Here is a 25,080-nt window from a genome sequence, read left to right as displayed (position 1 = left end):
TCACGGCGCTGAACCGTGCGGCGCGAGAGCACGTCGCCACTGGAGCTGCGGGACCCCCGGGGGAGCCGGGAGCGGCCGGAACCCCGGGGGATCCGGGAGACCCGGGAGACCCGGGGGATCCGGGAGACCCGGGGGGCCCGGGGGGCCCGGGAGAGCCGGGAGACCCGGGGGATCCAGGTCCCCCGGAGTCCTCCCCTATTCGCGGGCTCCTCGCGGCTCGTGGCCCCCTCGCGGCACTGCTCTCGTCCGCGCGTGTCGGCTCGACGGTGGTCAATGCGGCTCCCGTGGTCGCTTCCCGTGCTCGGGGACGCCGTCCCGGCTTCGCGAGTTGCCCCTGCCGGGGACGCCGCGATCCGGGGACGCTAGCACGGGGCTGATGCGGCGGACGGGGCGCGGAGGCCCGTGCCCCGTCCGGACATCCGAGGTCAGCCCAGGCGGGTCAGCCTGGCTCCGAACCCGGGTTCCGCGAGTTCCTGCTGGAGGGCCACCGGAACGGCGACCTGGCTCGCACCGTCGCCGACGGTGAGCGACCCCACCACCGTGCCGGCGGCGGCCTCGTGCGGCACGACCTTGCCGCCGTCGCTCAGCTCCAGCTTCACGGTGAGCCCGGACCAGCCGACCGCCTGCACGTCCTTGGTGGCCACGACCGGGACCGAGCCGCCCAGGCCGTCCTCGACCACACCGACGACCTGTCCCTTCTTGACGACCGTCGCGTTCTCCAGGGCGCCCTGGGTCGCCAGCATCAGGTCCCTGCTGGCCTTGATCGCGGTACCGAGGATCGGGGTGTCGTACTGGGCGAGCACAGCTCCGACGATCAGCTGGTCCGTGTCACCGACCATCTTGTGGGCGGCGAAGAGGAGATTGCCGCCCGCCTTGGTGGTGCTGCCGGTCTTGATGCCGAGCGCGCCGTCGAACGGCGGCAGCTCGTTGTAGTTCCGCCAGGTCTTGCCCGACGGGTCCGTCCACTCCGGCAGCCTGGTGATGTCCATCAGGGCCTTGATCTCGACCAGCTTCAGCCCCAGCTTGACCTGGTCCTCGGCCGTACTGACCGTCGTCGCGTCCAACCCGGACGGGTCGGTGTACGTGGTGTTCTTCATGCCGAGCTCCTCGGCGGCGGCGTTCATCTTCTCGACGAACGCCTTCTCCGAGCCCGAGTCCCAGCGAGCAAGCTGCCGCGCGATGTTGTTCGCGGACGGGATCATGATCGCCGCCAGCGCGTCCTTCAGGCTGATCTTGTCGCCCTTCCTGACGGTGTTGAGCGTCGACTCGTTGTCCGTCTTGTCGAGCTGGCCGTCCGACTCCCCCTTGGCATCAATCTCGATCATGGGCCCGTCCTCGCCCGGCTTGAGCGGGTGGTTCTTGAGGATCACATACGCCGTCATCGACTTGGTGACGCTCGCGATCGGCACGGGCTTCTGCTCGCCGGAGGAGCCGAGCGCGCCGAGTCCGGACGCCGCCATGTACGCCTGGCCCTCCGCGGGCCAGGGCAGCTGCGGGGCGGCGCCGGCGAACGAGTACGCCGGCTTGGCGGTCAGCGAGAGAGTGGGCTCCGGGAGCGGTCGCAGGGTCTGTACGACAGCGAAGACGATCAGGAGCAGCACGACGAGCGGCGTCCAGATCCTCACCCGCCGCAGCAGCGTGCGAACCGGAGTCTGCGCGGGCGGCGGGGTGTTGGTCAGTTCGGCCAGCAGATCGAGTGGCGGCTTGGGTGGCATGGGCTGCTGACGCGTGCGCTCGGGCTCGGTGAGTGAAGCGGGCGGGGCTGCTGCGTGCCCGCCGGGAGCGGCCGACTTCGACGCGGGCGGGGCCGACTTCGACGCGGAGGCGGCGGAAGCACCGGGAGTGGAGGACGGTGCGCCGTCGCGCCGCAGCGGCACGAACGTACTGGTCCGCTCGGCGGCAGACTCGGGAGCGCCCCGGGAGGCCCGGCCGGGAACGGGCCCGGAATCAGAGGCGGATGCGGAGTCCGGCTCGGAACCGGGCTCGGAGGCGGGCTCGGAGGCAGGCTCGGAGGCGGCCGCGGATGCGGATGCAGACGGGGGCGGGGGCGGTGACGCGGGCTTGGACGCTGCGTCCGGCTCGGAACCGGGCTGGGGCGCGGCCCCGGACGCCGCACCGGCGGCCGGGGAGGCCGGGGCAGCGGGTCGGCCGCCGGCCGGAATCCGGGAGCCGGCGGCACCCTCGGGGCCGGAACGGTGATCGGGGCTGGACGGCCCGCCGGGATCCGCCGCCGGCTTGGCGCCGGGCCTTCCCGGCCTCTGCCCGGGCTTCGACGACCCGCTCGGGGGTGCGGTGACGCCGAGCGCCGCGGTGCGCTCCGCCCCCTGCTCCATGCCCGTGCGGTCGGAAGCGGTGCGCTCCGGGTCCGGCCGCACAGTAGCCGTGGAGGGGTTCGCTGACTGCTCGGGTGCCGCTGTCGAGGGGCTGATCTTCAGTGCGGTGGTCGGCTGGTCCACGGCAGGCCGGGGCAGCGCGGTTCCGTCGGCCGCCGACGTGTCGGCGGGCGTCCGGTTCTTCTCGTCGTCTCCCGGTTCGCCGCTCTTGGACGCATCGGCCGATGCGACGGCCCCGGCGCCCTTCAGGCCCCCCTTGGTGGCCTCGTCCTCGGCCGTGGTGGCGCCGTCCTCTTCCGTCAGGAGCGCAGCCCAGCGGGGGCCCCTGCTCCGGGCACCGCCCTCGTCGCTCTCTCCCTCACCGCCCCGGCCGGCCTCGCGGTGCCGGCCGCCCCCGCCCCCGGCCCCGGGCCCGGCGTCCGGATCGGCCGGTGGTTCTTCCCCGTCGGCGGACTTGCGGGGTGCGGGCGCCGCGGGCCTCTTCGCGCCCCCGTCCGCCACCGCGGGCGCGCTGCGGGCGACTTCGGAGGCTCCTTCGTCCGCGCCCCCGCCCTCGGCGGCTCTCGGCCTCGTGGGCTCGTTCGCCGTGCCCTCCTCGCCCTCCTCGCCCTCCTCGTGCCCCTCGTCCCTGCCCGTGCCGGAGAGCCATGCGGTCACGGCCTCCCGCAGCCGATCGCCGCCGTCCGGGGTGTGCTCGCCTCCGTCGGAGGGCCTGTCTTCGGGGGCGGCGGACTCCGTCACGGCGCCGGAACCGGACACGGACGCGGATGCGTCCTCGTCCATGTCCCCGCGCTCGCTGCCCTCGCCCACTCCCCTGCCCACTCCCCTGTCGTTGTCCGTACCCGAGACCGACGGCTCCGACGGCTCCGACGGCAGTGTCCTGAACACCGCCGTCGGCTGGTCGGTACGCCTCTCGGAGGACGCACCCTCCGAACGGGCCACGGAAAGCCGCGGATCGCGTTCGCCCGGAGTCGTCTCCCCCGACGACTTCTGCTGCACCGACTTGTCGGGGGACTCGCCCGCCACCGTGCCTCCTCCGTGCCTCAAACCTGAATCCGCCATGACGCCGGTACCACCCGCACCACTGCCCGAACCATCTACCAGTGTCCTGTGTGAGCCCTTGGCCCCCGTGCTAGACGAGAACGACATACCTACCGGTTCCCGTACGAAGCACCCAGGCACTCTCGACAGACCAATGTGAGAGGCGTCACCCTGTCATTCATCCACGCGGGGAGGCATGGATGGGCAGGAGCCGCAGAACACTTCCGGAGGAGCTTCTGCTGCTCGCTCTGGACCCGACCACGGGTACCACAGCGCAGCCGCAGTCGCTCGACCTCGGCCTGGCCGGAGCACAGCTAGTGGAGCTGGCTCTGGCGGGACGGATAGCCCCAGACGGGGATCGTATCGCCGTGGTGATGCCACGGCCGACAGGAGATCCGACACTGGACTCCGCACTGGAACTGCTGCGCAGGCGCGGCAGTCCGGTTCGGGCCGTCCACTGGATCGGCGGGCCCCGACTAGGGTTGCGCCAAACCTACCTTTCACATCTGGAGAGGTGCGGCATGGTCCATGCCGTGGCCGGCCAGATGTGCGGGGTGCTGCCGACGACTCGCTACCAGGCGACGGACACGGCGATCAGCCGGGAGATCAGGGCCCGGCTGGACAGTGCCATCCGCACCGGCGTGCCGCCGGACCCGCGGACGGCCGCGCTCGCCGCGCTGGCGCACGCGGTCGGTCTCGGCAAGCACCTCTACCCCGGCAACGAGGGGCGGTCCTCCCGCTCTCGACTGCGGGACCTGATCCGGCACGACCCGATGGGCGGACTCGTGGCACACGCCGTGATGGACGTTCAGAACGGTGTGTCCGCACAGCCGCGCCGCAGCCCGGCAGCAACCGGCCGCCAGCCGGCCGTCCCGATGCCGGCACGACGCGGCGGTATGGCCCGCGCCGCCGTCCACTAGGGCATACGTACGCACGGGCGCACAAGCACAGGCGGGCGCCCGGCGCACTGACGCGGACACGCGAGGACACGCAAGGAGACGCCAGGACACGCAAGGACACGCACCTGTGCGGGCGCGTCCGCGACGCCCGCCGTCACGGACGCGCCCCCGAGGCACCCGTTCGCGTGCCGGCCGGGGGAGTCCCCCGGCCGGTACCGCCCGCGACCCGGTGCGGGAGCCGCAGAGCGCGCGGGACAGTCGTACGAACGGCTGCCCCGCGCGTTCTTCACGGCTTGCCGCCGAACCCACCGCCCCGGGACTTCACGCGGGCACTCCCTGCCACGCGAAGCCGGACCCGCGCCGGGGACGCACCGTGCGGCGCGCGAACACCGTGGCGGGCGGGACGCTGCGGCCGGACCGGCGGATGTGCGCAGCGCGCGCCGCCTGGCGCCCCCCAGGCACCCCACAAGGAAAAGCCCCTGAATTCAGGGCAATTCACCCGCACATGGGTGTGCCGCCGTGACGTGCCGCGCACGGCGGGATTTTTTGTGTCCCGCATTGTGTCTGCGTGTCGTCGTTTTCCAGCGCGGGCAACACCTTTGGTGGCAGTCTGCTGAGACGTAGATACGCACAGCAACAGGACCGCAGAGCAGTCCACAGCCGGAGGTGCAGTTCCCGTGGCGTCCAACGTCAACCCCACCGTCAGGCGCCGTCGTTTGGGGCAGGAGTTGCGCCGCCTCCGCGAGCAGAAGGGCATGACGGCGGAAGAGGTGGCCGATCGCCTGCTCGTCTCCCAGTCGAAGATCAGCCGACTGGAGAACGGCCGGCGGTCGATCAGCCAGCGCGATGTGCGCGACCTCTGCGGAGTGTACGAGGTCGAGGACCGCCGCGTCGTCGACTCCCTGATGCAGATGGCCAAGGACTCCCGCCAGCAGGGCTGGTGGCACGCCTTCGGCGACATCCCCTACAGCGTCTACATCGGTCTGGAGACGGACGCGGCCAGCCTCCGGGTCTACGAGTCACTGATCGTGCCCGGCCTGCTCCAGACACGCGACTACGCCCAGGCAGTCATCGAGGGGATGTGGCCCGAGGCCACCCAGAGCGAGATCGACAAGCGCATTCAGATCCGGCTCAAACGCCAGGACCGCCTCACGGACCCCGACAACCCGCTCCGGTTCTGGGCCGTCATCGATGAAGCTCTGCTGCGCCGCGTTGTCGGCAATGACCGGATCATGGCAGACCAGCTCAAGCACCTCGTTGAGCTGAGCATGCAGCCGCACGTGACGCTGCAGGTCCTCCCCTACGCCGTAGGGGCCCATCCTGGCATGTACGGAAAATTCGTCATCCTGGAGTTCCAGGACGCCATGGATGCCAGCGTCGTCTACCTCGAGGGCGTGACAAGCGACCTCTACCTCGAGAAGCCCAACGACGTGCAGAGCTACACGGTGATGTACGAGCATCTCCGAGCCAAGGCACTCAGCGCCGAGCAGTCCATGGAATTCATCCGCCTGGTATCGGAGAGCTACGGAGGCTGACCTCAAGGGCGGGCATTATACACTTATCGGCTCGAACTGAATGAACTTCGGCAGCAAACGCCATCCGGATGGGTGAACAGACCTCACCGAAAGGGATGTTGGGGCGTAGCGTCGATCTCGGGGCCGTTGGGGACAGCGGCTCGAGGTACCCACACATCTGGCACAACCATCGGAGTCACCATGCACAACCGGCAAGCTGCGTCCCTGACAGAATGGACCAAGTCCACGTACTCGGCCGTCAACGGCGACTGTGTGGAGGTCAAGGCGAAAGATCAGAGCTCGGTAGCTGTGCGTGATTCAAAGGCGCACCACCGCCCGCCGCTGGGCTTCACCGCAGAGACGTGGTCGGCGTTCATCACCGGGATCAGCAGCGAGGGCTGACCGGCAGCCCTCCCCGCCGACCGTCTCGCTGCGAACGCAGTCACGCCCTCTCGACCGGCCCGCCGTCCTGGCCGAGGGGGCTCCCCTCTCCGTCGGCTCCCCCCAGTTCGATGACTGCGAGAGTCTTGATCGTCACAGGGTCACCGGGGCCGAGAGTCCGCTCACACAGTGGGAGATTCCGGGTCGCCAGGACAACCGCTTCCTCGACGCGGCCGCTTTCCACAAGCGAAGTGGCAAGGCCGGCCCGATTGGCCAGGACGTACGGATGCTCGGCACCAAGCGCCCTTTCCTGCCCTACGACGACGCGTCGCGCAAGGGTGATGGCCTCATCACCCTGCCCGCGTTTCTCCAGAATCCAGCTGAGGAGGATGGTTGCCGACAGGGTGAGGTAGTGCTCCGCACCGTGGATCCGCTCGCGGGCCGACACCGCCACACGGGCCGCTTCCTCGGCCTGCGCCCATCGACCGAAGACGTAGAGTCCGTATGCGAAGTTATGGCGAGCGGTCACCGTGGTGAAGGACTCTGCTCCCAAGCGCTCCTCACATGCCGCAACCGCAGTCGGCGCGAATGCGTCGAACTCCTCTTGCGCGTTCAGGTTCGCCAAGTACTCGATGAGAAGTGCACGCGCATGGAGAGTGTCGGGGTGATCGGAACCCAGAATCCGGGCTCGAATCTCCTCCGTCTCCCGAAGCGATGCCACACATTCTTCCAGTCTGCCCAACTGGGCGAGCGGCTCATGGATGTCCTGCAGACTCGTCAGCGTTTCGACATTCTCCCGGCCAAGGAGCCGGACCCGGGAATCGAGAACATCCCTGTGCAATCTCTCGGATTCCGAGAATTTACCCAGCCGGAAAAGCGCAAGGGCCAACCGATGACGAGCCCTCAATGTCACCGGATGGTCGGCACCCAACTGCCCTCGGCCGATCTCGGCCGCGGAACGGGCTACGGAGGATGACGCGTGGTAGTCGCCCATGCCGTACGTCAGGGCGGCCAATCGAAGGGCCAGCTCGACCGCCTCCAGCGCCACCCCAGGCCCAGGAACCCGACGCAGCAGATTCACCACGTGAGGTGCCAGCCACCCGACACCGCCGACCGCCCGAGCCTCACCGAGTTCCTTCGGGAATTCCTCGGCGAGCAAGCCCACCGCCGATGCCGTGAGGAGCAGCCTCTGGTCATCCGGTACGGAGGCGGCGATGCTGTCCAGCACGACCCCATGAGTCCTGACACACCGAACCCCGGCGCCACCTCGCTCGACGTCCACGAGCGCGACCAGGGAATGGTCCAGAAGGCCACGCAGAGCGACCTCCACTCGCTGTGCGTCCAAAGAGGGAGTGGCGTGGACCAGATCGGTCGCGGATAGTCTCCGCGGGTGGAACAACGCCAGCGGCAGCGGATCTGAACTGAAGCACGACAACAGCCGCATGAGTGTGACCGATTCGGGTACTCCGGCCTTCTCCAGCCTGTCGAGTGAGATCTGCCAGGTCCTGCTGACCAGGTGCCGTGCGTCCCTGTCGGAATCCGCCCCCCGGTCGATCAGTTCCGTAAAGTCGTCCTGAAGACGGCGTTGGTAGTCACTCATGGACCAGCTCTCCAGAAGTTGCCGGGACAAGAACGCCCCCGCCAGCGTCAGGGCCAGAGGCAGACAGTCCAGCCGCTGAGCCATGGACCGAGCCTCTGCAAACGTGCCGGAGTCGGGTGCGAGATCACGAAGAATGAGTGCGGCGTCATCCACCGGAAGCGTTCCCACCCGGTGCAACTGCGCCCCTTGCCATACCGGCGACGAGCCCCGTCTCGTGGTGACGACGACAGTCCCCTGCCCACTGGATCGCAGCCAGCCGCCCTCCCCCAGCACTGCGGGATCGTCCGCGTTGTCCAACACGAGAACCCACCTCTGCGGCGAGCTGTCCAGGTAGTGCCAGACAAGATCTGCGGCCGCCCGCTGGCCCGCGTAGGCCGAAGCCAGCTCCACGGTCCGCGCGCCACGATCGGCGGCCACGGCCAGCATGCCGGCCCGGAACGTGGTTCGCTCCGACGCATTGACCCAGAGACCGACCGTGTCGAGGTGGCTCGTCACCGAGCGAAACAGTTCCTGAGCGATTGCCGTCTTGCCGCACCCTCCCGTCCCGTGGAGCACATGGATCCCTCCATGGCTACCGGCAGCCGCCAACAGTTCCGCCAGAAGGGTCTTGCGATCCCGGAGGTAGCGCGGCGTCCTCCCGACGAGCGGCAACCGCACGGAGTCCGGTGCAGTCAGCCCATATCGCGGCGCTTCCGTGGGAGTGTGCACGATGTCGCGCGGTATTGACGAGTTCGCAGGTGATGCGGCCTCGCCGTCCCCGTAGTAGTGGTGGTGCTCCGTGATGTGCTGATCGCCCGTTGTCTGATACACGCGCCCATGGCCCGACGCACGGCCCTGTACCGCGCCCTCCGCGCGTGAGGGCTCAGTCATCTCTCTGTGATGTGCTGATCGCGGCCCGCTTGATAGACGCGTCCGCTCCCTGACGCTTCGGCCCTCATCTGAGTGGTCGCCGTCTGAGCCTGCCGCTCCGGATCAAGGTCCGCGAGGATACCGCGAAGCTCCGCCGCGACATCCGGTCGGTCGCGAAGAAGGCGGCGAAGACGGCCTGCCCACTCCTCGCGCAGTTCCCGCTCGGCCAGCTCGTCGCCGTTCGCACGCGCGAGCAGGAGATCGTCCCGAGCGGCTTCCAGCTCCCCGTCCACGCTCTCTGCGCGCGCGGGACTGACTCGTCGCCACAGCGCTACGACGCCCTCTCGAGTTCTCTCCCACGCATCCGTCGCCATCAGAGTGACGACCGCAGCCCCGGCGGTGCGCGCGAGATCCATCATCTCTGCTTCCACCCGTCCCCCTGTCCGGCAATCCGCCCGTCAGAAACAGATCCGAACAACCACAGTAGGTCGATACAGCGATCACTGTCAGCTCGTTGCCGTCTCCTTCGACGTACCTCACCATCCGGCGTGAGGCACCGTCAACGCATCGTGTCCGCACAGGAGTCCGTACGGGAGACCGGTGAGGCGGGGAGAGCAGAGCACAGCCCGCCCCTCCCGGGCGCGCCCGCGTGAGCCCACGTGTAGTGGAAGGCACCCCGCAGCGGTAGTCACGCCGGAGTACACGTCGACTGGCCGGCCGGCCTCAAACCAGGTGCAAGCAGGCCGGAACCGGCAGGCCTCAGCCGCGCGGGTAGCGCCGCAGCCAGCCGGAGGACGAGGCGGTGGGGCCGTGGAGTGCGGGGCCCTGGGTCATCTCCATGGCGAAGTCGTCGGCGAGTTCGAGGATGGTGGAACGGCCCTCGACTTCCGCCAGCCAGTCCGGTGGGAGGGCCGTCTCGCCGTGAAGTGCGCCGAGGAGGGCTCCGCAGAGGGTGCCGGTGGTGTGCGAGGCGCCGTCGTGGTGGACCGCGAGGCGGAGTCCGTGCCGGACATCCTCGCCGGCGAGGGTGCAGTAGACGGCGACGGCGAGGGCGTCCTCGGCGTGCTCGGGGTCGCCGAGTGCGTCGACGCCGGTGGAGCTCGGGATGCCCTGGTGGACCGCGCCGACGGCTCGCCTCAGCGCGTCGGTCACGGGCTGGTGGCCCGGTCTGGGTGTGAGGAGGGACAGCGCCCGCTGGACGGACCCCTCGACGGTCTCGCCGCGGGCCAGCCCGTGGACGATCACCGCGAACGCGCCGGCCGAGAGGTACGCCGTGGGGTGCCCATGGGTCTGTGCCGCGCACTCCACGGCGAGTTGGCACACCAGCCGTGGTTCCCAGCCCACGAGCAGTCCGAAGGGCGCGGAGCGGACGAGGGCGCCCGCGTCGCGGGCGGTGGGGTTCTTGGGCTTGTCGATGGTGCCGAGGACCTCGTCGGCGAGACCGGTGAGGCAGGCGGGGGCCGGGGCGCGGCGGGTGTAGAGCCACTCCTCGCGGGCGAGCCAGCCGTTGTCCTTGCGGCGCTCGTCGGGACCCCAGTCCCGCTGCGTTGCCGCCCAGCGAAGATGGGCGCGGTGGACGTCGGTCGGCGGGTGCCAGGCACCGGTGTCACGGCGGACCTGGGCGCGTATCAGGCCGTCGACGGTGAACAGGGTCAGCTGGGTGGCGGCGGTGACGGCGCCGCGGCGGCCGTACGCGGGGGCGAGGTCGGCGATCCCGTCAGGGCCGTGAGCGGCGCGGATCTCGTCCAGCGACAGCGCTGCCACGCCGGCTCCCAGAGCGTCGCCGACGGCCGCGCCCAGCAGGCAGCCGCGTACCCGGGCGCGGAAGTCCTGCTGCTCGGCACGTCCCCAGACAGCTGCGGCTCCCGTGCTCACGCGGCTCCCACCCTTCTCGTGCGGAGCACTTTAATCGACCGTGAGAAAACACTCATGAGGGGAATCCGGCTGCGGCGGCCCGGCCCGGCCGCCCTGCAGGTGCAGCGGAATGCGACGGGCCGACCTCGTTGCGTGTCCGACTCGCTGTTCACGGCGTGGGGCGGTAGCGCCACCGAGCGGTACCGCGGTCGGGGTCGGGGTCGGGGTCGGGGTCGGGGTCGGGGTCGGGGTCGGGCAACGGTGCCGCCCTGGGGCCCCTGACGGCCGTCGTCGCGGCGGTCCTCTCATGGGTGTTGTCGCGGCCCTTGGGACTCCGCTGTCATGTGCTCGCCCCCCGGCTCAGGCCCGCACCCGCCACGGCCCTCTCGGCACGCGCCCTTACGCCACGGACCCGTTCATGCGTGCCACCATGCGTGCCACCGCGCATGCCGCCACCGGCCTTCCCGCGGGCAGCCGCTGCAGGCCGCTCAGCCCTGCGGCAGCACCGGCAGCAGCTCCGGGAGGCGGCCGTCGGAGTCCGCCGCGGTGCGTCGCCGCTCCGCCGGAACCTCGCCGTAGAGCGTCGTACGGGGCCGGGACGGGCGTCCCGCGGCATCGGCGATGGCGGTCAGGTCCCGGATCGAGCGGTACGAGCCGTAACTCGACCCGGCCATGCGGGAGATGGTCTCCTCCATCAGGGTGCCGCCGAGGTCGTTCGCGCCGGAGCGCAGCATCTCCGCCGCGCCGTCCGCCCCGAGCTTCACCCAGCTGGTCTGGATGTGGGGGATGTGCGGATGGAGCAGCAGCCGGGCCATCGCCGTGACGGCCCGGTTGTCCCTGGTCGTCGGTCCGGGCCGGGCGATGCCGGCCAGATAGACCGGCGCGTTGGTGTGGATGAAGGGCAGCGTCACGAACTCGGTGAAACCGCCCGTCTCCTGCTGGATGCGGGACAGCGTGCGGAAGTGGCCCAGCCAGTGCCTCGGCTGGTCCACATGTCCGTACATCATCGTGGACGAGGAACGGATGCCCAGTTCGTGGGCGGTGGTGACGACCTCGATCCAGGTGGCGGCGGGGAGTTTGCCCTTCGTCAGCACCCAGCGGACCTCGTCGTCGAGGATCTCCGCGGCCGTGCCGGGGATGGAGTCCAGCCCCGCCTCCTTGGCCGCGGTCAGCCATTCGCGGATGGACAGACCGGTGCGCGTGGCACCGTTGACGACCTCCATCGGGGAGAACGCGTGCACATGGATTGCGGGTACCCGCTCCTTCACGGCCCGGGCGATGTCGAAGTACGCGGTGCCGGGCAGGTCGGGGTGGATGCCGCCCTGCATGCACACCTCGACCGCACCGACGTCCCAGGCCTGCTGGGCCCGGTCGGCGACCTGGTCGAGTGACAGGGTGTAGGCGTCGGCGTCCGTGCGGCGCTGGGCGAAGGCGCAGAAGCGGCAGCCGGTGTAGCAGACGTTGGTGAAGTTGATGTTGCGGGTGACGATGTAGGTGACGTCGTCGCCGACGACGTCACGGCGCAGCTCGTCGGCGATCGAGCAGAGCGCGTCCAGCGCGGGCCCGTCGGCGTGCAGCAGGGCGAGGGCCTCGCCGTCGGTGAGCCTTGTCGGGTCGTCGGCCGCCGTGGCCAGGGCCTGCCGCACATCGGTGTCGATCCGCGAAGGCGCCATGCCGGGCGCGGCCGCCTCGCGCAGCGCTCCCCAGTCCCCGTACACCTCGTCGAAGTCGTCCCGGCGGTCCGAGGTCCGCCCTTCGGTGTCGATGGTGCGGTGCAGATCGGTCCGACCGCTCGCGGTGAAGCCCTCGTCCGGCTCCTGCCAGGGCAGGCCCGTGGGGAGCGCCCCCTCGTTCGCCAGGCCGGTGCCCGGCTCGGCGAGGGCCCGTACATGCGGCAGCAGCCGGGGGTCCAGCCAGGGTTCGCCGCGCGATACGAACTCCGGGTACACGGCAAGCCGCTCGCGCAGGCGGAAGCCGGCCTGACCGGACCGCTCGGCGAGCACGTCGATCTGGGGCCAGGGCCGCTCGGGGTTGACGTGGTCGGGTGTCAGCGGGGACACCCCGCCCCAGTCGTCGATGCCGGCGGCGATGAGCCTGCCGTACTCCTCGTCCACGAGGTTCGGCGGCGCCTGGAGGCAGCCGGCAGGACCCATGACGTGCCGGGCGACGGCGATGGTGGCGACGAGGTCGTCCAGTTCGGCGTCCGGCATGCCGCGCATGGCCGTGTCGGGCTTGGCGCGGAAGTTCTGGATGATCAGCTCCTGGATGCCGTGGTAGGCACGGGAGACCCGGCGCAGCGCGAACAGCGACTCCGCGCGCTCCTCGTACGTCTCACCGATGCCGATCAGCAGCCCGCTGGTGAACGGGACGGAGCTGCGCCCGGCGTCCTCCAGCACCCGCAGCCGCACCGCCGGCTCCTTGTCGGGCGAGCCGTGGTGCGGGCCGCCGGGCTCGGACCAGAGGCGGGTGGCGGTGGTCTCCAGCATCATGCCCATGGAGGGCGCGACGGGCTTGAGCCGCTGGAAGTCCGTCCAGGTCAGCACGCCCGGGTTGAGATGGGGCAGCAGCCCGGTCTCCTCCAGGACGCGGATCGCCATGGCCCGGACATAGGCGATGGTGTCGTCGTACCCCTCCGCCTCGAGCCACTCGCGTGCCTCGGGCCAGCGGTCCTCCGGCTTGTCGCCGAGGGTGATCAGGGCTTCCTTGCAGCCCAGTTCCGCGCCGCGCCGCGCGATCTCCAGCACCTCGTCGGGCGACATGAACGGCCCGAGGCCGGCACGGCGGAGCTTGCCGGGGACGGTGGCGAAGGTGCAGTAGTGGCACTTGTCCCGGCAGAGTCGCGTGAGCGGGATGAACACGCTCTTCGAGTAGGTGATGACCCCGGGACGCCCCGCCGCCTCCAGTCCGGCGTCCCGCACCCGCGCCGCGGACGCGCACAGGTCCTCCAGATCGGCGCCGCGTGCCGCCAGCAGCACGGCCGCCTCACCGGTGTCGAGCGCGACACCGTCCCGAGCCCGCCTGAGAGCACGGCGCATGGCGTTGGCGGTCGGACGCCCCGCCTGGTGTCCGGCCCGGTCTCCGCCCTCGTGATCCGTCATGCAGCGAGCATACGAGCGCGGTCCGACAGCGGGACGGGGGGTGGGAGCGTAGGTGCCGAAAACGGTCGCAGGTGAGCAGGTCCGCGGAGGCGCCGCCGCCCGGGGGCGGGCGGGGCACAGCGCGGCCGGGCCCGCCACCCGGCCGGGCTCAGCCCGCGCAACGGCGGCTCCGTCGGACCCGAAACACCATGATTCGTACGGGAATTACGCGTTGCGATCGAGAACAGGCCCATGCCAGCATTCCCCGGTGAGCGACAACGGGGACAGCGGTTCGAAGCCCGGCCGCACGTCGAGATTGGCCGAGTTGACGGAGTCGGCACAGCGGTCCGCCCGGAAGCCGTCCGAACCACCGGCCCGCGCGCCCGAGACGCCTGGCACGCCCGAGACGGCCGAGACGGCCGAGGCACCCGAACCACTGGAAGCGCATATACCTCCGCGAACACCCGAAAGGCCGCGGATACGCCGCATACCCCAGTCACCGGAAACTTCGGAACGAGCGGAGCCACCGGAGCCACCGGAGCCACCGCATTCGAGCACGGCGGGCCTGCCGGCAGCGGCGGCCGCGGCCGGTGGAGCGGAATCGGCCCGGCGGGAGTTCGCACGGCTGCTCGGGGAATTCCGGCGTACCGCGGTACTGGTGCCGTTCGACGAGCACGACGGCCCGTGGACCGCCGACCGGAACGGCGTCCGCTGGATCTGCGCGTTCTCCCACGAGGAGGCCCTGGCCCGGTTCGCCGCGGCACGGGGGGAAGCGCGCCGGGAGTGGAGGTACCGGACGGTCCTCGGCGCCCGTCTGCTGGACGTGCTGGTGCCCGCGCTGCCGGGACCCGGCGGTGTGGCCCTGGACGCGGGGAGCACCGACGGCATGCTGTTCCCTCCGGTCAGGGGCATCGTGCCGGACACAGCGGCGGTGGACCTCGGGGAGGAGCCCGGGGATCAGCCCGGGGATCAGCCCGGGGAGAGGGGGGACGGAAATGAGCGCGGAGAATCCTGATCTCAAGGCGCCGCCCGCGGCGCTCGCCGCCATCGCGCGGGGAATCGACCTCGCCCATGCCGAGCTCAAGGACCTCGGCATGATCGGCGAGGCGACCACGGGGCGCGGCTTCTCGGAACTCTCCCTGTCGGGGCTGGAACTCGGCCACGGCGGTCTCGCCGACGCGTTCGGCACCTTCTGCGACCGGTGGGAGTGGGGCGTCCGGGCGCTGACGCTGAAGGGCAACGGGTTCGCAGGGGCCGTGGGCCTGTCGGCGGGTTCGTTCGCCGAACAGGAGCAGTACGTCAAGGACTCGATCAAGATCGGCGTCAACTCGCTGAACGGCAACCCGCACCTCGGCGAGGACGAGGTCAAGGGCATGAGCTGGAACGAGATCAGCACCCAGTCCGCCACCGACGACCCCGACTGGAGCGCGGAGTCGTTCTCCGAGGCCCACCGGGAGGCCGGGCAGACCTGGCGGAACACGGGCTACGACGTGGCGGACGCGCAGATGGACGCGTTCGAGCGGCAGGGACTCATCGACCCGGAGGCGCGTGAGGCGGCGGACGCCCGCCTGCGCGAGACGCTGGACCCGTCGCAGGAGACGATCACGCAGGCCGAGGAGCCGCGTTGGGGGGAGCGCGGCTGATGGCGGACCTGGGCGATCTGGGCAAGGCCCTCGACCGGGGCATCGACCTCGTCGACAACGGCATCGACAAGGCCAAGGAGAGAGTCGGCGAGGGAATCGACTGGACGACCGACCGGATCGGCGACGGCCTGGAGAAGGCCGGTGCGGAGGGCTGGGCGGACAGCGTCGAGGACTGGGGCGACAAGACCGCCTCGTCGCTCGGCGCCGAGGTGGGCGAGCAGCAGCTCGGGCAGACCGAGCAGGCCGAGGAGCTCATCCACGGCAACCCGGAAGCGATCGCGTCGACGGTGCAGAACCTCCGCGACTTCCAGCGGGCGTTCGATCTCGTCGGCGACGGGATGAAAAGGCTCGACTCCGCCCACTGGAAGGGCGAGGCGGCGGACACCTTCCGGGCGAGGTTCCAGACGCTCCCGACCGACTGGCTGCACGCCGCCGACGCCTTCGAGGCCGCCGCCAAGGCCCTGGAGACGTACGCGAAGGCGGTCACCGGCGCCCAGGGCAGGGCGCGGGAGGCCATCGCCCTGCACAAGGAGGGCGAAGCGGAGTCCAGGGCGGCGGTCGACGCGTACAACAAGAGGGTCGACGCCTACAACGCCGCCCGGAACAGCGACAGCCCGCCGCCGCGGCCCGGCCCGTTCACCGACCCGGGCACGGCCAAGCGGGAGCGGGCGCGGGAGGTCCTGAACGAGGCCCGCCGGCACCGGAACGAGGCCGCGGACACCGCGAAGACGGCGGTCACGGCGGCCATGGCCCACGCCCCGAAGGAGCCCACGGGCCTGGGGAAAGCCAGGCTGGAGCTGACGGACTACGTCCTCGGCCAGAGCGTGGAGGCGACCCATCTGGCCGGAGGTGCCGTCAAGGGGACGGCGGGCCTGATCAACTTCGTACGGTCGGTCAACCCGATCGACTCGTACAACCTGACCCACCCGGCCGAGTACTACAAGGGTCTCAACATGACCCTGGCCGGGCTCGTCTCCACCGCCGCCAACCCCGACCGCGCGCTGAAGAACGCCTGGGACGCGGCGAAGGGCGATCCGTCCGAGTTCGTCGGGCGGCTCATCCCGGAGATCGTCGGCACCAAGGGCGCCGGCCTGGTCCGGGGCGGGCTCAGGGCCGGGGCGAAGGCCGTCCCCGACACCCCGTCCAAGGCCCGAGACGGGCAGCGCGGGGACCCCGACGGCAAGGGCAAGCAGTGCGGCGAGACCCGGTGCGACGGCGACCCGGTCGACGTCGCGAACGGCCGGGTTCTGCTGCCGCAGACGGACATCGCCCTCCCGGGCTCGCTGCCGCTGCTGTTCCGGCGCACCTTCGACTCGTCGTACCGGGCGGGCCGCTGGTTCGGGCCGACCTGGTCCAGCACCGTCGACCAGCGCCTGGAGATCGACTCCGAGGGCGTCGTCCTCGCCTGCGACGAAGGCAGTCTGCTCGCCTATCCGCATCCCGCGCCGGGCGTCCCGGTGCTGCCCACGCACGGCAGGCGCTGGCCGCTGGACCGTACCGGCGACGGCTACACGGTCACCGACCCCGGCACCGGCCGGGTGTGGCACTTCACCCGCCACACCGGCGAACTGGCGCTACTGGCCCGGATCGACGACCGCAACGGCCGCTGGATCGCCTTCGACCACGACGAGTCCGGCGCCCCGACGTCGATCGTCCACCACGGCGGCTACCACCTGAAGCTCACCACAGACGACGGCAGGGTGACCGCCCTGCACCTCGCGGGCGCCGCCGCCGACGGCTCGGACCAGGAAGTCCTCCGGTACGGCTACACGGACGGGCAGCTGACCGAGGTGGTCAACTCCTCAGGTCGGCCGGTGCGGTTCGGCTACGACGACCTGGGCCGCATGACGTCGTGGACCGACACCAACGGCAGCCACTACGACTACGTCTACGACGAACTCGACCGGTGCGTCTACCAGTCCGGCACCAACGGCCATGTCGAGTCCCGCTTCACCTGGGACGGCACCGACCCGGGCACCGGCCTGCGCACCACCTCGATGACCGACGGCCTCGGCCACACCAGGCGCTACCTGATCAACGAGCGGCAGCAGGTCGCCGCCGAGATCGACGCGAACGGCGCCGCCACCCGCTTCGCGTACGACCCGTTCAACCGGCTGCTGGCCACCACCGACCCGCTCGGCCACACCACCGCCACCACATACGACGAGGGCGGGCGCCCGCTGACCGTACGCCGCCCCGACGGCCGGGTGCTGTCGGCCGAGTACGACGGTCTAGGGCTTCCGGTGCGGGTACGCGGCACGGACGGCACGGTGCTGCGGAGGACGTACGACGAACGCGGCAACCGCACCTCCGAGACCGACGCCTCGGGTGCCACCACGCGCATCACCTACGACGGAGCGGGACACCCGGCATCGGTCACGGACGCCCTCGGGCACACCACGCGGGTGCGCTGCGACCGGGCGGGGCTGCCGCTGGAGATCACCGATCCGCTGGGCGCGACGACGCGCTGCGAGCGGGACCTCTTCGGCCGTCCGGTCACCATCACCGACCCGCTCGGGGCCGTGACGCGTCTGGAGTGGACGGTCGAGGGCAGGCTCGCACGGCGCGTCGACGCGGACGGCGGCGTCCGGTCCTGGACGTACGACGGCGAGGGCAACTGCACCGGCCACACCGACGCCATGGGCGGCACCACCACCTACGCGTACACGGACTTCGACCTCCTGGCAGCCCGGACCGGCCCGGACGGGGTGCGGTATGAGTTCACCCACGACTGCAATCTGCGCCTGACCCGGGTGACCAACCCGCAGGGACTGACCTGGGACTACGCGTACGACCCGGCCGGCCTGCCGATATCGGAGACGGACTTCGACGGCCGCACCCTCACCTACGCGTACGACGCGGCCGGCCGCCTGGTGTCCCGGGAGAACGGCCTCGGCCAGCGTGTGCGGCTCGAACACAACGCGCTCGGCCAGGTCGTCCGCAAGGACGCGGACGGCTCTGTCACCACCTACGCGTACGACGTCTTCGACGAACTCGCGGTGGCGGCGGGCCCGGACGCCACGCTGAAGCGGCTGCGCGACCGGTACGGCCGCCTCCGGACGGAGTCGGTCGACGGCCGCGAGACGACGTTCGCCTACGACGCGGCGGGCAGGCGGACCGGAAGGACGACACCGACCGGGGCGGTCAGCACCTGGTCGTACGACGCGGCCGGCCGCCGCACCGAGCTGACCGCCTCCGGACGGACCATCGGCTTCGACCGCGACCCCGCGGGCCGGGAGCTGGCCCGCCGCATCGGCGGGACGGTCACGCTCCACCACGCCTTCGACCCGATGGGCCGGCTCACGGAGCAGCACGTCACGGCCGCGGGCGGCAGTCTCCAGCGGCGCGGCTACACCTACCGCGCGGACGGCTACCTCGTCGGCGTCGACGACCTGCTCTCCGGTACGCGGGCGTTCGACCTGGACGCCGAAGGGCGCGTCACCTCCGTCCACGCCGCGAACTGGACCGAGCGCTACGCCTACGACGCGGCGGGCAACCAGACCGACGCGTCCTGGCCCGCCGCCCACCCGGGCCACGAGGCCACCGGGCCCCGCGCCTACACGGGCACCCGCATCACCCGCGCCGGCGGTGTCCGCTACGAGCACGACGCCCAGGGCCGCATCGTGCTCCGCCGCAAGACCCGCCTGTCACGCAAGCCGGACACCTGGCACTACACATGGGACGCCGAGGACCGGCTCACCTCGGTCACCACACCCGACGGCACGGTGTGGCGCTACCGCTACGACGCGCTGGGGCGCCGCATCGCCAAGCAGCGCCTCGCCGGCGACGGCGAGACCGTCCTCGAACAGGTCACCTTCACCTGGGACGGCGCGACCCTCTGCGAACAGACCACCGAGTCCGCAGACCTGCCCCACCCGGTCGCCCTGACCTGGGACCACGACGGCCTCCACCCCCTCGCCCAGACCGAACGCATCCTCCGGGCAGGCGCACCGCAGGACCCGGGCGTCTCCCGGCTCCCCCAGGAGGCGGTCGACGAGCGCTTCTTCGCCATCGTCACGGACCTGGTGGGCACCCCCAGCGAACTCGTCGACGAGTCGGGCGAGATCGCCTGGCGCACACGGAGCACGCTGTGGGGGACGACGGCGTGGGCGACGTCGAGCACGGCGTACACACCGCTGCGCTTCCCGGGGCAGTACTTCGACCCGGAGACGGGGCTGCACTACAACTTCCACCGGCACTACGACCCTGAGACGGCGCGGTACCTGTCGGCGGACCCGCTGGGGCTGGCCCCGGCGCCCAATCCCGCCGCCTACGTCCACAACCCTCATGCCAGTACCGACTGTCTCGGACTCGCACCGGATGCATGTGCGAACGGGGGCAGTTGGGACCCAGAGGAGGCGCCGCATCTCTACCGCGGTGTCGGTTATGCGAATGAACACAGTCGGCCAGAGTGGCTGAAGATGTATGAGAATGCCCTACGCGGAGTGGCTGAGCCTCTTGGGGGACACTCGGACGCACAACTGCATGCCGGCGGCCGGACAGATAGCGTGTTCACCTCGTGGACCACCTACTACGAGGAAATGGCACTCGAAGAGAGCTTCAGGGGTAACGGTCCAGGCATCGTATTGCGGATCCCAAACGCAGAAGGTTCGACGTATAATCGAGTGGGGGGTGTCTCTTTCCCGTACGACGAAGGCGAAGTTCTCATCCGAGGGACAGTCAGCGGAGCCGAAGCCAGCATCAACGGAGGGCCATGGACCAGAATCAATTGAGGGATCTCCTGTCCTCGGCAGTAGAGGCAGAAATCTGCTCAAATGAGGTACTCGACTTGACGCGAAACGCGATCGCCGTAGAAAGCGGAGAAGTCCCGCGGAAAAATCTCCTGAACATATACCGACGCAGATTCAGAAGGACCGAGGAGGGATCCGCTCTACGTGCGGATACGCAAGTCCTCATTTCATTTCTGGAGAGCTACCCTGGCGACACATTGAACATGTTGAGTGTCAAGACAAAAGAGGGTGGCAGTCATCTGTTTCTCACCAACCCGAGCGAGACCGAAGTCCTCCACTGGATGCGCATGTTCTCACGTTAGCCTCATGTATTCATATCAGTTCCCCGACGGCACCATCCGCGTCCTCGACTTCGCGGACGATATCGTCCTGGCCCATGACCGGTATCTGGGTCCGGTTGAGGAGCATCTGCACGAGACGACGGCGCTCACGAGCCAGAAATCCCCGCCGTGAGTCGGAGCGAACTCATGAGTGATTCCCGTGCACAATTCCGGACCTCGCCGCGGAAGTCCGGGGTTTGCCGGACTCCCGCCGTGCCCAGGGCCCGGCGTTTGCCCGGGTCGTCCGGTTTGATCATGTGATGCCGTAGAGGCTGAGGACGAAGGTGCGTTCGGTGTGGGCCCGGCGTCCGGTGGCGGTGTTGACGTACCCGGCAAGCTTGAGCGCGTTGTCCGCGCTCGTGCCGACCGCCCCCATGGACTGCCGCACTCCCAACTCGGCGCAAACACCGGCGAATTCACGAGAGGTGTATTGCGCTCCGTGATCGCTGTGGAAGACGGCGCTGGCCAGGCTGCCGCGGATCCGGGCGCCTGCCCGGAGTGCGTCGGTGACCAGCGAGGTGCGCATGTGGTCGGCGACCGACCAGCCCACCAGGCGGGGTGAGAAGCAGTCGATCACAGTCGCCAAGTACAGAAACTCGCCGTCGCCCACCGGCAGGTAGGTGATGTCGCCGACGTACTTCGTGTTCGGTGCAGTCGCGGTGAAGTCGCGCCCCAGCAGGTCGGGCACGGGTGAGGCGGACGGTTCGGGCACCGTGGTGACCTGGCGCCTGCGCAGCCGCAGCCCGGCGATGCCGTACTTCCGCATCACCCGCCCGACGCGCTTGTGGTTCACGCGCTCACCGTCCTCTCGCAGCTCGGCGGTGATCCTGGGGCGGCCGTAGGTGCCGTCCCACTCCGCGTGCACGACCCGGATCCGCCCGGCAAGCGCCGCGTCGGTCCGCTCGCGCGCGACGCGGGCCTCGCGGCCGACCCGCCATTTGCAGGCTCTCCTGCCGTATGTGTGGGTACCGTGACCTGGTCTGATACGTGAAACACGCCGCTTCCTGTGATCCTTGAGGTGTCTAGACTCAAGTTGGATCAAGCAGGGAAACGGCGTGTCCCTATTCAGGATATGGAAGCGGACCCTGACGGCGGAGAACACCGTGGTCGAGGGCGTCCGGATCGATGAGAACGAACAGTGTGTGGTCGTGTCGGTACGGCCAGATGCCCGCCGCCGGCAGCGGTGCGGGCGCTGTCGGCGCCCGGCGCCCTGGTGCGACGCGGGACGGGGGCGCCGCCGGTGGCGGGACCTGGACCACGGCGTGATCCTGGTGTTCCTGGAGGCCGACGCACCGCGGGTGGCCTGCCGCGAGCACGGGGTGACAGCCGCCGCGGTGCCCTGGGCCTGCCACGGCGCCGGGCACACCCACGCCTTCGACCGGCAGACCGCCTGGATGCTGGGCCTCCGGTTCCTGCCTCGTGGCCTCGCTCACCGGGACGTCCTTCGTGTTCGTGCTCGTCGTGCTGCCCCCGCCGCGGCGGGCCCGCTCGGCCCGCACCCAGTTGCGCAGCGTCTCCCGGCTGATTCCCAGATCCTTGCCGATGCCCTCGAAGGTGTGGCTCGGGGGAACTGCGTCGCACAGCCCGCGCGCCTGGCTTCGGCTACGCCGTGGCCGTGCGTACCGACCACCGCGTGGACACCGCTGTCGGACGCCCGACCGCCACCGCTCTAGCCGCCCGCGTTCCGAAGAAGAACCGGATGCGCCTGCGCACCGGCCACGGGCTCAAGGGCGACCGCCACTACGACTGGGCCATGCTCGACATCCACCCCGACGACGCACCCGACACACACGAGAGCGGGCACGCCACCGTCCTGGTCCGCCGCCATCGCTGCACCCGTGAACTCTCCTTCTGCCGCTGTCACTCGGCCACTCCCGTGACTCTGGCTGACCTTGTCGACGTGGTGTGCTGCCGGTGGCACGTCGAGGAGGACTTCCAGCTGGCCAAGGGCGTCTGCGGCCTCGATCAGGGCCAGACCACCTGCGGGAACTCCTGGATGCGTTGGACCCTGGTCAGCATGCTCGCCGCCGCCGTCCTCGCGATCACCCGCGCCCGCACCACCACAGCCCCCACCACGAGCAGCGCGCTCGTTCCGGCCAGCGGCCGCGCACTCCTCCGACTCCTGCGGATCACCGCTCTGCCCCAGCCTCGGCGCGACCGCGACCACCTCCTGCTCTGGTCCACCTGGCGCCGCCACCACCAGCACCAAGCCGCCGAAGCCCACCGCCGGTGGAACGACATCACCGCCGCAACGACTTGACCAGCAGCGACGCCCTGCCGATCAAGAACTACAGCTGCCATGTCCGTGCGGGCGAAAAGGTGGCGCTGACTGCGCCGAACCCGGTCGATCGCGGCAAGAAGGGCAGCAGACTGCGCGTGCTGTCCGAGGCTCGGGGCGTCCCCCTGGCCCTCGCCGTGTCCGGCGCGAACACCCACGACGGCCTGGTCCTGGCAGGCCGCTGGGGGCGTCATGCGGGCGCCGGGCTCCGCGGCGATCTGGGCAGCAGCACGATCAGCGCCATGCTCAGCACGACGGCCACCCCCGCCCCGAAGAACGCGCTCGCATAGCCTGAGGTCAGCGCCTCCAGGCCAGTGCCGCCCCGATCGGTACGGCTGGCGGCGAGGGACGACAGGACGGACAGCCCGAGTGCACCGCCCATGGTGCGGGAGGTGTTGACGAGACCCGCCACCACCCCCGCCTGCTCCTGGGGCACCCCCGTCGTGGCGAAGACCGACTGCATGGTCATCATCAGCCCGGCGCCGAACGAGAACGCGATGCCTGGACCGAGCAGGGTGACCAGAAAGGTGCCGTCGGCCTTCATGGCCGACTGCCAGAAGAAGCCCGCCGCCGTCAGCACACCGGCGAGTGTGAGGAGTGCGCGTCCGCCGATCCAGCGTGTGATCCGGGGTGCGAGCTGAGCGGAGACAATGACCGCGAGGGTGTGCGGCACCAAGGCGAGCCCGGTTTCCACGGCCGAGTACTTCAGCACGTTCTGCATGTACAGGGACAGGAAGTACCACAGCGCGTAGAAGGCCATGCCGCTGATCATGGTGATGGCGTTGGCCACGGACACCGAGCGCACGCGGAACACCCCGAGCGGGGTGAGCGGCTCGGCGGCATGGTGCTCCACCACGACAAACGCCGCCAGCGCGACGACGCCGAGAAGCAGGAGCCCGAGGGCCCGCGCCGAGCCCCAGCCGTGCGACTCCGTCTGGGAGATGCCGTAGGCCAGACTGCCCGCGCCGAGCGTTGCCAGGACGGCGCCGGGAACGTCGAGCCGGCGCCGGCCGGCCTGCCGGGTCCTGCTCTCCGTCAGCCATACCGCAGACGCCACGATCACGATCAGCCCCAGCGGAACGTTGATGAGCAGGACCCAGCGCCAGGACAGGTAGTCGGTGAGCACGCCACCGATGAGCCCGCCGGCCGCGCCGCCCCCTGTGCCCACGGCCGTCCAGGTCGCGATGGCGCGGACGCGTCCCGTGCCCTCCGGGAAGGTCGTGGTGAGGATGGTGAGGGTGGCGGGGGACAGGACGGCCGCGCCAAGGCCCTGCACCGCGCGGGCCGCGGTCAGCATCCCCGGCGAGGTCGCCAGCCCGCCCAGCAGGCTGGCGGCCGTGAAGATCCCGAGTCCCAGGAGGAACACGCTCTTCCGCCCGAACAGGTCGGAGGCCCGGCCGCCCAGGAGCAGAAAGCCGGCGAAGGTGATCACATAGGCGTTGACCACCCACTGCAGGCTTCCGGCACCGATGCCGAGCCCCTCGCGGATGGACGGCAGCGCGACGTTGATCACCGAGATGTCGAGGACGACGACGAACTGTCCCACGCAGGCGGCGAACACGGCGATCCACGCAGTGGCGCCACCACGCTGCTGCTCGGCCCGGACGGAGTCCGGTTCGGAGGTCATTTGTGACATGGCCCGCTATTGTGCCGATGCCTCGCGGGCCGACGGCTACATCCCGCCATCTCAGCGGTTGGGCGGCCGCACGGCCACGACGAGGAGATGGCCGAACTCGCTGACGTCCGTCATGTCGGCCGGGTTGAACTGCTCCACCAGTTCGCCGCCGTAGTCGGACCCGAGTTGCTGCGCGGAGCCGCTGATCCGCGCGGACAACTCGACGAAGGTCCGGCGCAGCGTGGGCTCACTGATGTCGGTCAGCTCCTCGAACCACAGCCCGGCCTGGCGCAGCAGGGGCGGATAGTCCTCCGCCTGGACCATCGTCATCATGAACTCGCGCAGATAGCGCTCGACAGCGGGCCGCCCGGATTCGGGGATCGGCGCGCGTTCGAAGAAGTCGGTGAGCACGAGCCGTCCGCCCGGTCGCAGTACCCGGACCGCCTCCCGCAGGACGTGGGCGCGGTCGGGCATGTGGATGATGGACTCCAGGGCGATGACGGCGTCGAAGGAGTCGCCGGCGAAGGGCAGTTCCATGGCGTCGGCCCGTTCGAAGCGGACCCGGCTCGCCAGGTCGTGCTCGGCGGCCAGTGCCGTGGCCCGGTCGACCTGTTTGCGGCTGATGGAGATTCCGGTGACGTCGGCGCCGGTGCGGCCGGCGATGCGGACGGCGGGGCGGCCCGTGCCGCAGCCGAGGTCCAGCACCCGGGACCCGGGGCCGATGTGCAGGCGGTCCGTCATCAGGTCGGTCAGCCGGTCGGTCGCCTCCTCCAGCGGGGCGGGGCTGTCCGGGGTGTCCCAGTACCCGAAGTGCAGGTTCTCACCCAGCGTGGCACTGCCGAGGTCGGTATAGCGGTCGTAGAGCCGACCGACCTCGTCGGGGACGGGCAGAACGGGCGGAGCGGGCTGCTGTGGCATCGGAGGC

17 protein-coding genes and 2 pseudogenes are annotated in these 25,080 nt (G+C 70.4%); 11 read left to right on the top strand and 8 right to left on the bottom strand.

Features of this window, described 5'->3' with window-relative positions:
* Positions 1–425: 425 nt before the first annotated feature.
* Positions 426–3,359, bottom strand: a complete 2,934-nt coding sequence (locus tag SCWH03_RS21645; protein ID WP_254076926.1) for a hypothetical protein — start codon at positions 3,357–3,359, stop codon at positions 426–428.
* Positions 3,360–3,574: 215 nt separating this feature from the next.
* Here SCWH03_RS21645 and SCWH03_RS21640 point away from each other — a divergent pair, with 215 nt between their 5' ends.
* From SCWH03_RS21640 to SCWH03_RS21630, 3 genes are all read left to right on the top strand, one after another.
* Positions 3,575–4,294 carry a GOLPH3/VPS74 family protein gene (locus tag SCWH03_RS21640; protein ID WP_173265960.1) on the top strand — a complete coding sequence of 240 codons (720 nt, stop codon included), beginning with the start codon at positions 3,575–3,577 and terminating at the stop codon, positions 4,292–4,294.
* A 656-nt stretch (positions 4,295–4,950) separates the two neighbouring features.
* Entirely contained in the window at positions 4,951–5,808 is an 858-nt protein-coding gene (locus SCWH03_RS21635) for a helix-turn-helix domain-containing protein (protein WP_173265959.1), read from the top strand.
* Positions 5,809–5,988: 180 nt separating this feature from the next.
* A complete protein-coding gene (locus tag SCWH03_RS21630) occupies positions 5,989–6,189 on the top strand; it encodes a DUF397 domain-containing protein (RefSeq protein ID WP_173265958.1) in 201 nt (66 codons plus the stop codon).
* A gap of 40 nt (positions 6,190–6,229) precedes the next feature.
* Here the strand turns inward: SCWH03_RS21630 and SCWH03_RS21625 are convergent, their stop codons facing one another.
* The 4 genes from SCWH03_RS21625 to SCWH03_RS21610 all read right to left on the bottom strand — a co-directional run bounded on the left by SCWH03_RS21625 (position 6,230) and on the right by SCWH03_RS21610 (position 13,569).
* On the bottom strand, positions 6,230–8,578 hold the full coding sequence (locus tag SCWH03_RS21625; protein ID WP_254076925.1) for a tetratricopeptide repeat protein: 2,349 nt from the start codon (positions 8,576–8,578) through the stop codon (positions 6,230–6,232).
* Positions 8,579–8,634: 56 nt separating this feature from the next.
* Entirely contained in the window at positions 8,635–9,048 is a 414-nt protein-coding gene (locus SCWH03_RS21620; protein WP_254076924.1) for a hypothetical protein, read from the bottom strand.
* Between the two features lie 328 nt (positions 9,049–9,376).
* Positions 9,377–10,492 carry an ADP-ribosylglycohydrolase family protein gene (locus SCWH03_RS21615; protein WP_173265956.1) on the bottom strand — a complete coding sequence of 372 codons (1,116 nt, stop codon included), beginning with the start codon at positions 10,490–10,492 and terminating at the stop codon, positions 9,377–9,379.
* Positions 10,493–10,959: 467 nt separating this feature from the next.
* Positions 10,960–13,569, bottom strand: a complete 2,610-nt coding sequence (locus SCWH03_RS21610; protein WP_173265955.1) for a bifunctional FO biosynthesis protein CofGH — start codon at positions 13,567–13,569, stop codon at positions 10,960–10,962.
* 457 nt (positions 13,570–14,026) lie between these two features.
* On the opposite strand from SCWH03_RS21610, the gene SCWH03_RS21605 reads away from it, so the two are divergent.
* From SCWH03_RS21605 to SCWH03_RS21585, 5 genes are read left to right on the top strand one after another with little or no spacing between them, the layout of a single operon-like run.
* A complete protein-coding gene (locus SCWH03_RS21605) occupies positions 14,027–14,563 on the top strand; it encodes an SseB family protein (RefSeq protein WP_443098665.1) in 537 nt (178 codons plus the stop codon).
* A complete protein-coding gene (locus tag SCWH03_RS21600; protein ID WP_173265954.1) occupies positions 14,544–15,191 on the top strand; it encodes a hypothetical protein in 648 nt (215 codons plus the stop codon). The genes SCWH03_RS21605 and SCWH03_RS21600 overlap by 20 nt, the downstream gene beginning before the upstream one ends.
* The gene (locus SCWH03_RS21595; RefSeq protein WP_254076923.1) at positions 15,191–19,924 is read left to right on the top strand and encodes a putative T7SS-secreted protein; all 4,734 of its coding nucleotides are present in this window, start codon (positions 15,191–15,193) and stop codon (positions 19,922–19,924) included. Before SCWH03_RS21600 ends, SCWH03_RS21595 begins: the two co-directional genes overlap by 1 nt.
* Positions 19,906–20,244: a hypothetical protein gene (locus SCWH03_RS21590; protein ID WP_173265880.1), complete on the top strand. Its 339-nt coding sequence runs from the start codon at positions 19,906–19,908 to the stop codon at positions 20,242–20,244. Before SCWH03_RS21595 ends, SCWH03_RS21590 begins: the two co-directional genes overlap by 19 nt.
* Before the next feature lie 4 nt (positions 20,245–20,248).
* A complete protein-coding gene (locus tag SCWH03_RS21585; protein ID WP_173265879.1) occupies positions 20,249–20,395 on the top strand; it encodes a hypothetical protein in 147 nt (48 codons plus the stop codon).
* Positions 20,396–20,515: 120 nt separating this feature from the next.
* Here SCWH03_RS21585 and SCWH03_RS21580 read toward each other — a convergent pair.
* Positions 20,516–21,202, bottom strand: a pseudogene (locus SCWH03_RS21580) (IS3 family transposase); the annotation flags it as partial.
* 115 nt (positions 21,203–21,317) lie between these two features.
* On the opposite strand from SCWH03_RS21580, the pseudogene SCWH03_RS29290 reads away from it, so the two are divergent.
* From SCWH03_RS29290 to SCWH03_RS29950, 3 genes and pseudogenes are all read left to right on the top strand, one after another.
* A pseudogene (locus tag SCWH03_RS29290) lies at positions 21,318–21,659 on the top strand (transposase family protein); the annotation flags it as partial.
* 236 nt (positions 21,660–21,895) lie between these two features.
* Positions 21,896–22,522 (top strand): hypothetical protein, encoded by a 627-nt coding sequence (locus SCWH03_RS21570; RefSeq protein WP_173265953.1) that lies wholly within the window; start codon positions 21,896–21,898, stop codon positions 22,520–22,522.
* Positions 22,492–22,830 carry a hypothetical protein gene (locus SCWH03_RS29950; protein ID WP_173265952.1) on the top strand — a complete coding sequence of 113 codons (339 nt, stop codon included), beginning with the start codon at positions 22,492–22,494 and terminating at the stop codon, positions 22,828–22,830. The genes SCWH03_RS21570 and SCWH03_RS29950 overlap by 31 nt, the downstream gene beginning before the upstream one ends.
* On the opposite strand, the gene SCWH03_RS21560 is transcribed toward SCWH03_RS29950, so the two are convergent.
* Both SCWH03_RS21560 and SCWH03_RS21555 read right to left on the bottom strand, forming a co-directional pair.
* On the bottom strand, positions 22,731–24,176 hold the full coding sequence (locus SCWH03_RS21560) for an MFS transporter (RefSeq protein ID WP_173265951.1): 1,446 nt from the start codon (positions 24,174–24,176) through the stop codon (positions 22,731–22,733). The two genes, SCWH03_RS29950 and SCWH03_RS21560, sit on opposite strands and share 100 nt — an antisense overlap.
* A 51-nt stretch (positions 24,177–24,227) precedes the next feature.
* Positions 24,228–25,073 carry an SAM-dependent methyltransferase gene (locus SCWH03_RS21555; RefSeq protein ID WP_173265950.1) on the bottom strand — a complete coding sequence of 282 codons (846 nt, stop codon included), beginning with the start codon at positions 25,071–25,073 and terminating at the stop codon, positions 24,228–24,230.
* Positions 25,074–25,080 lie beyond the last annotated feature (7 nt).

Source organism: Streptomyces pacificus (assembly GCF_011766325.1).
GTDB lineage: Bacteria > Actinomycetota > Actinomycetes > Streptomycetales > Streptomycetaceae > Streptomyces > Streptomyces pacificus.
Note: the sequence above shows the minus strand (reverse complement) of the source record. Positions and strands in the feature narration are given on the sequence as shown.

Coding starts and splice junctions, on each gene's coding strand:
- SCWH03_RS21595 (WP_254076923.1), top strand. CDS start 15,191: ATGGCGGACCTGGGCGATCTGGGCAAGGCCCTCGACCGGGGCATCGAC.
- SCWH03_RS21610 (WP_173265955.1), bottom strand. CDS start 13,569: ATGACGGATCACGAGGGCGGAGACCGGGCCGGACACCAGGCGGGGCGT.
- SCWH03_RS21630 (WP_173265958.1), top strand. CDS start 5,989: ATGCACAACCGGCAAGCTGCGTCCCTGACAGAATGGACCAAGTCCACG.
- SCWH03_RS21585 (WP_173265879.1), top strand. CDS start 20,249: ATGTATTCATATCAGTTCCCCGACGGCACCATCCGCGTCCTCGACTTC.
- SCWH03_RS21555 (WP_173265950.1), bottom strand. CDS start 25,073: ATGCCACAGCAGCCCGCTCCGCCCGTTCTGCCCGTCCCCGACGAGGTC.
- SCWH03_RS21600 (WP_173265954.1), top strand. CDS start 14,544: ATGAGCGCGGAGAATCCTGATCTCAAGGCGCCGCCCGCGGCGCTCGCC.
- SCWH03_RS21590 (WP_173265880.1), top strand. CDS start 19,906: ATGGACCAGAATCAATTGAGGGATCTCCTGTCCTCGGCAGTAGAGGCA.
- SCWH03_RS21640 (WP_173265960.1), top strand. CDS start 3,575: ATGGGCAGGAGCCGCAGAACACTTCCGGAGGAGCTTCTGCTGCTCGCT.
- SCWH03_RS21560 (WP_173265951.1), bottom strand. CDS start 24,176: ATGTCACAAATGACCTCCGAACCGGACTCCGTCCGGGCCGAGCAGCAG.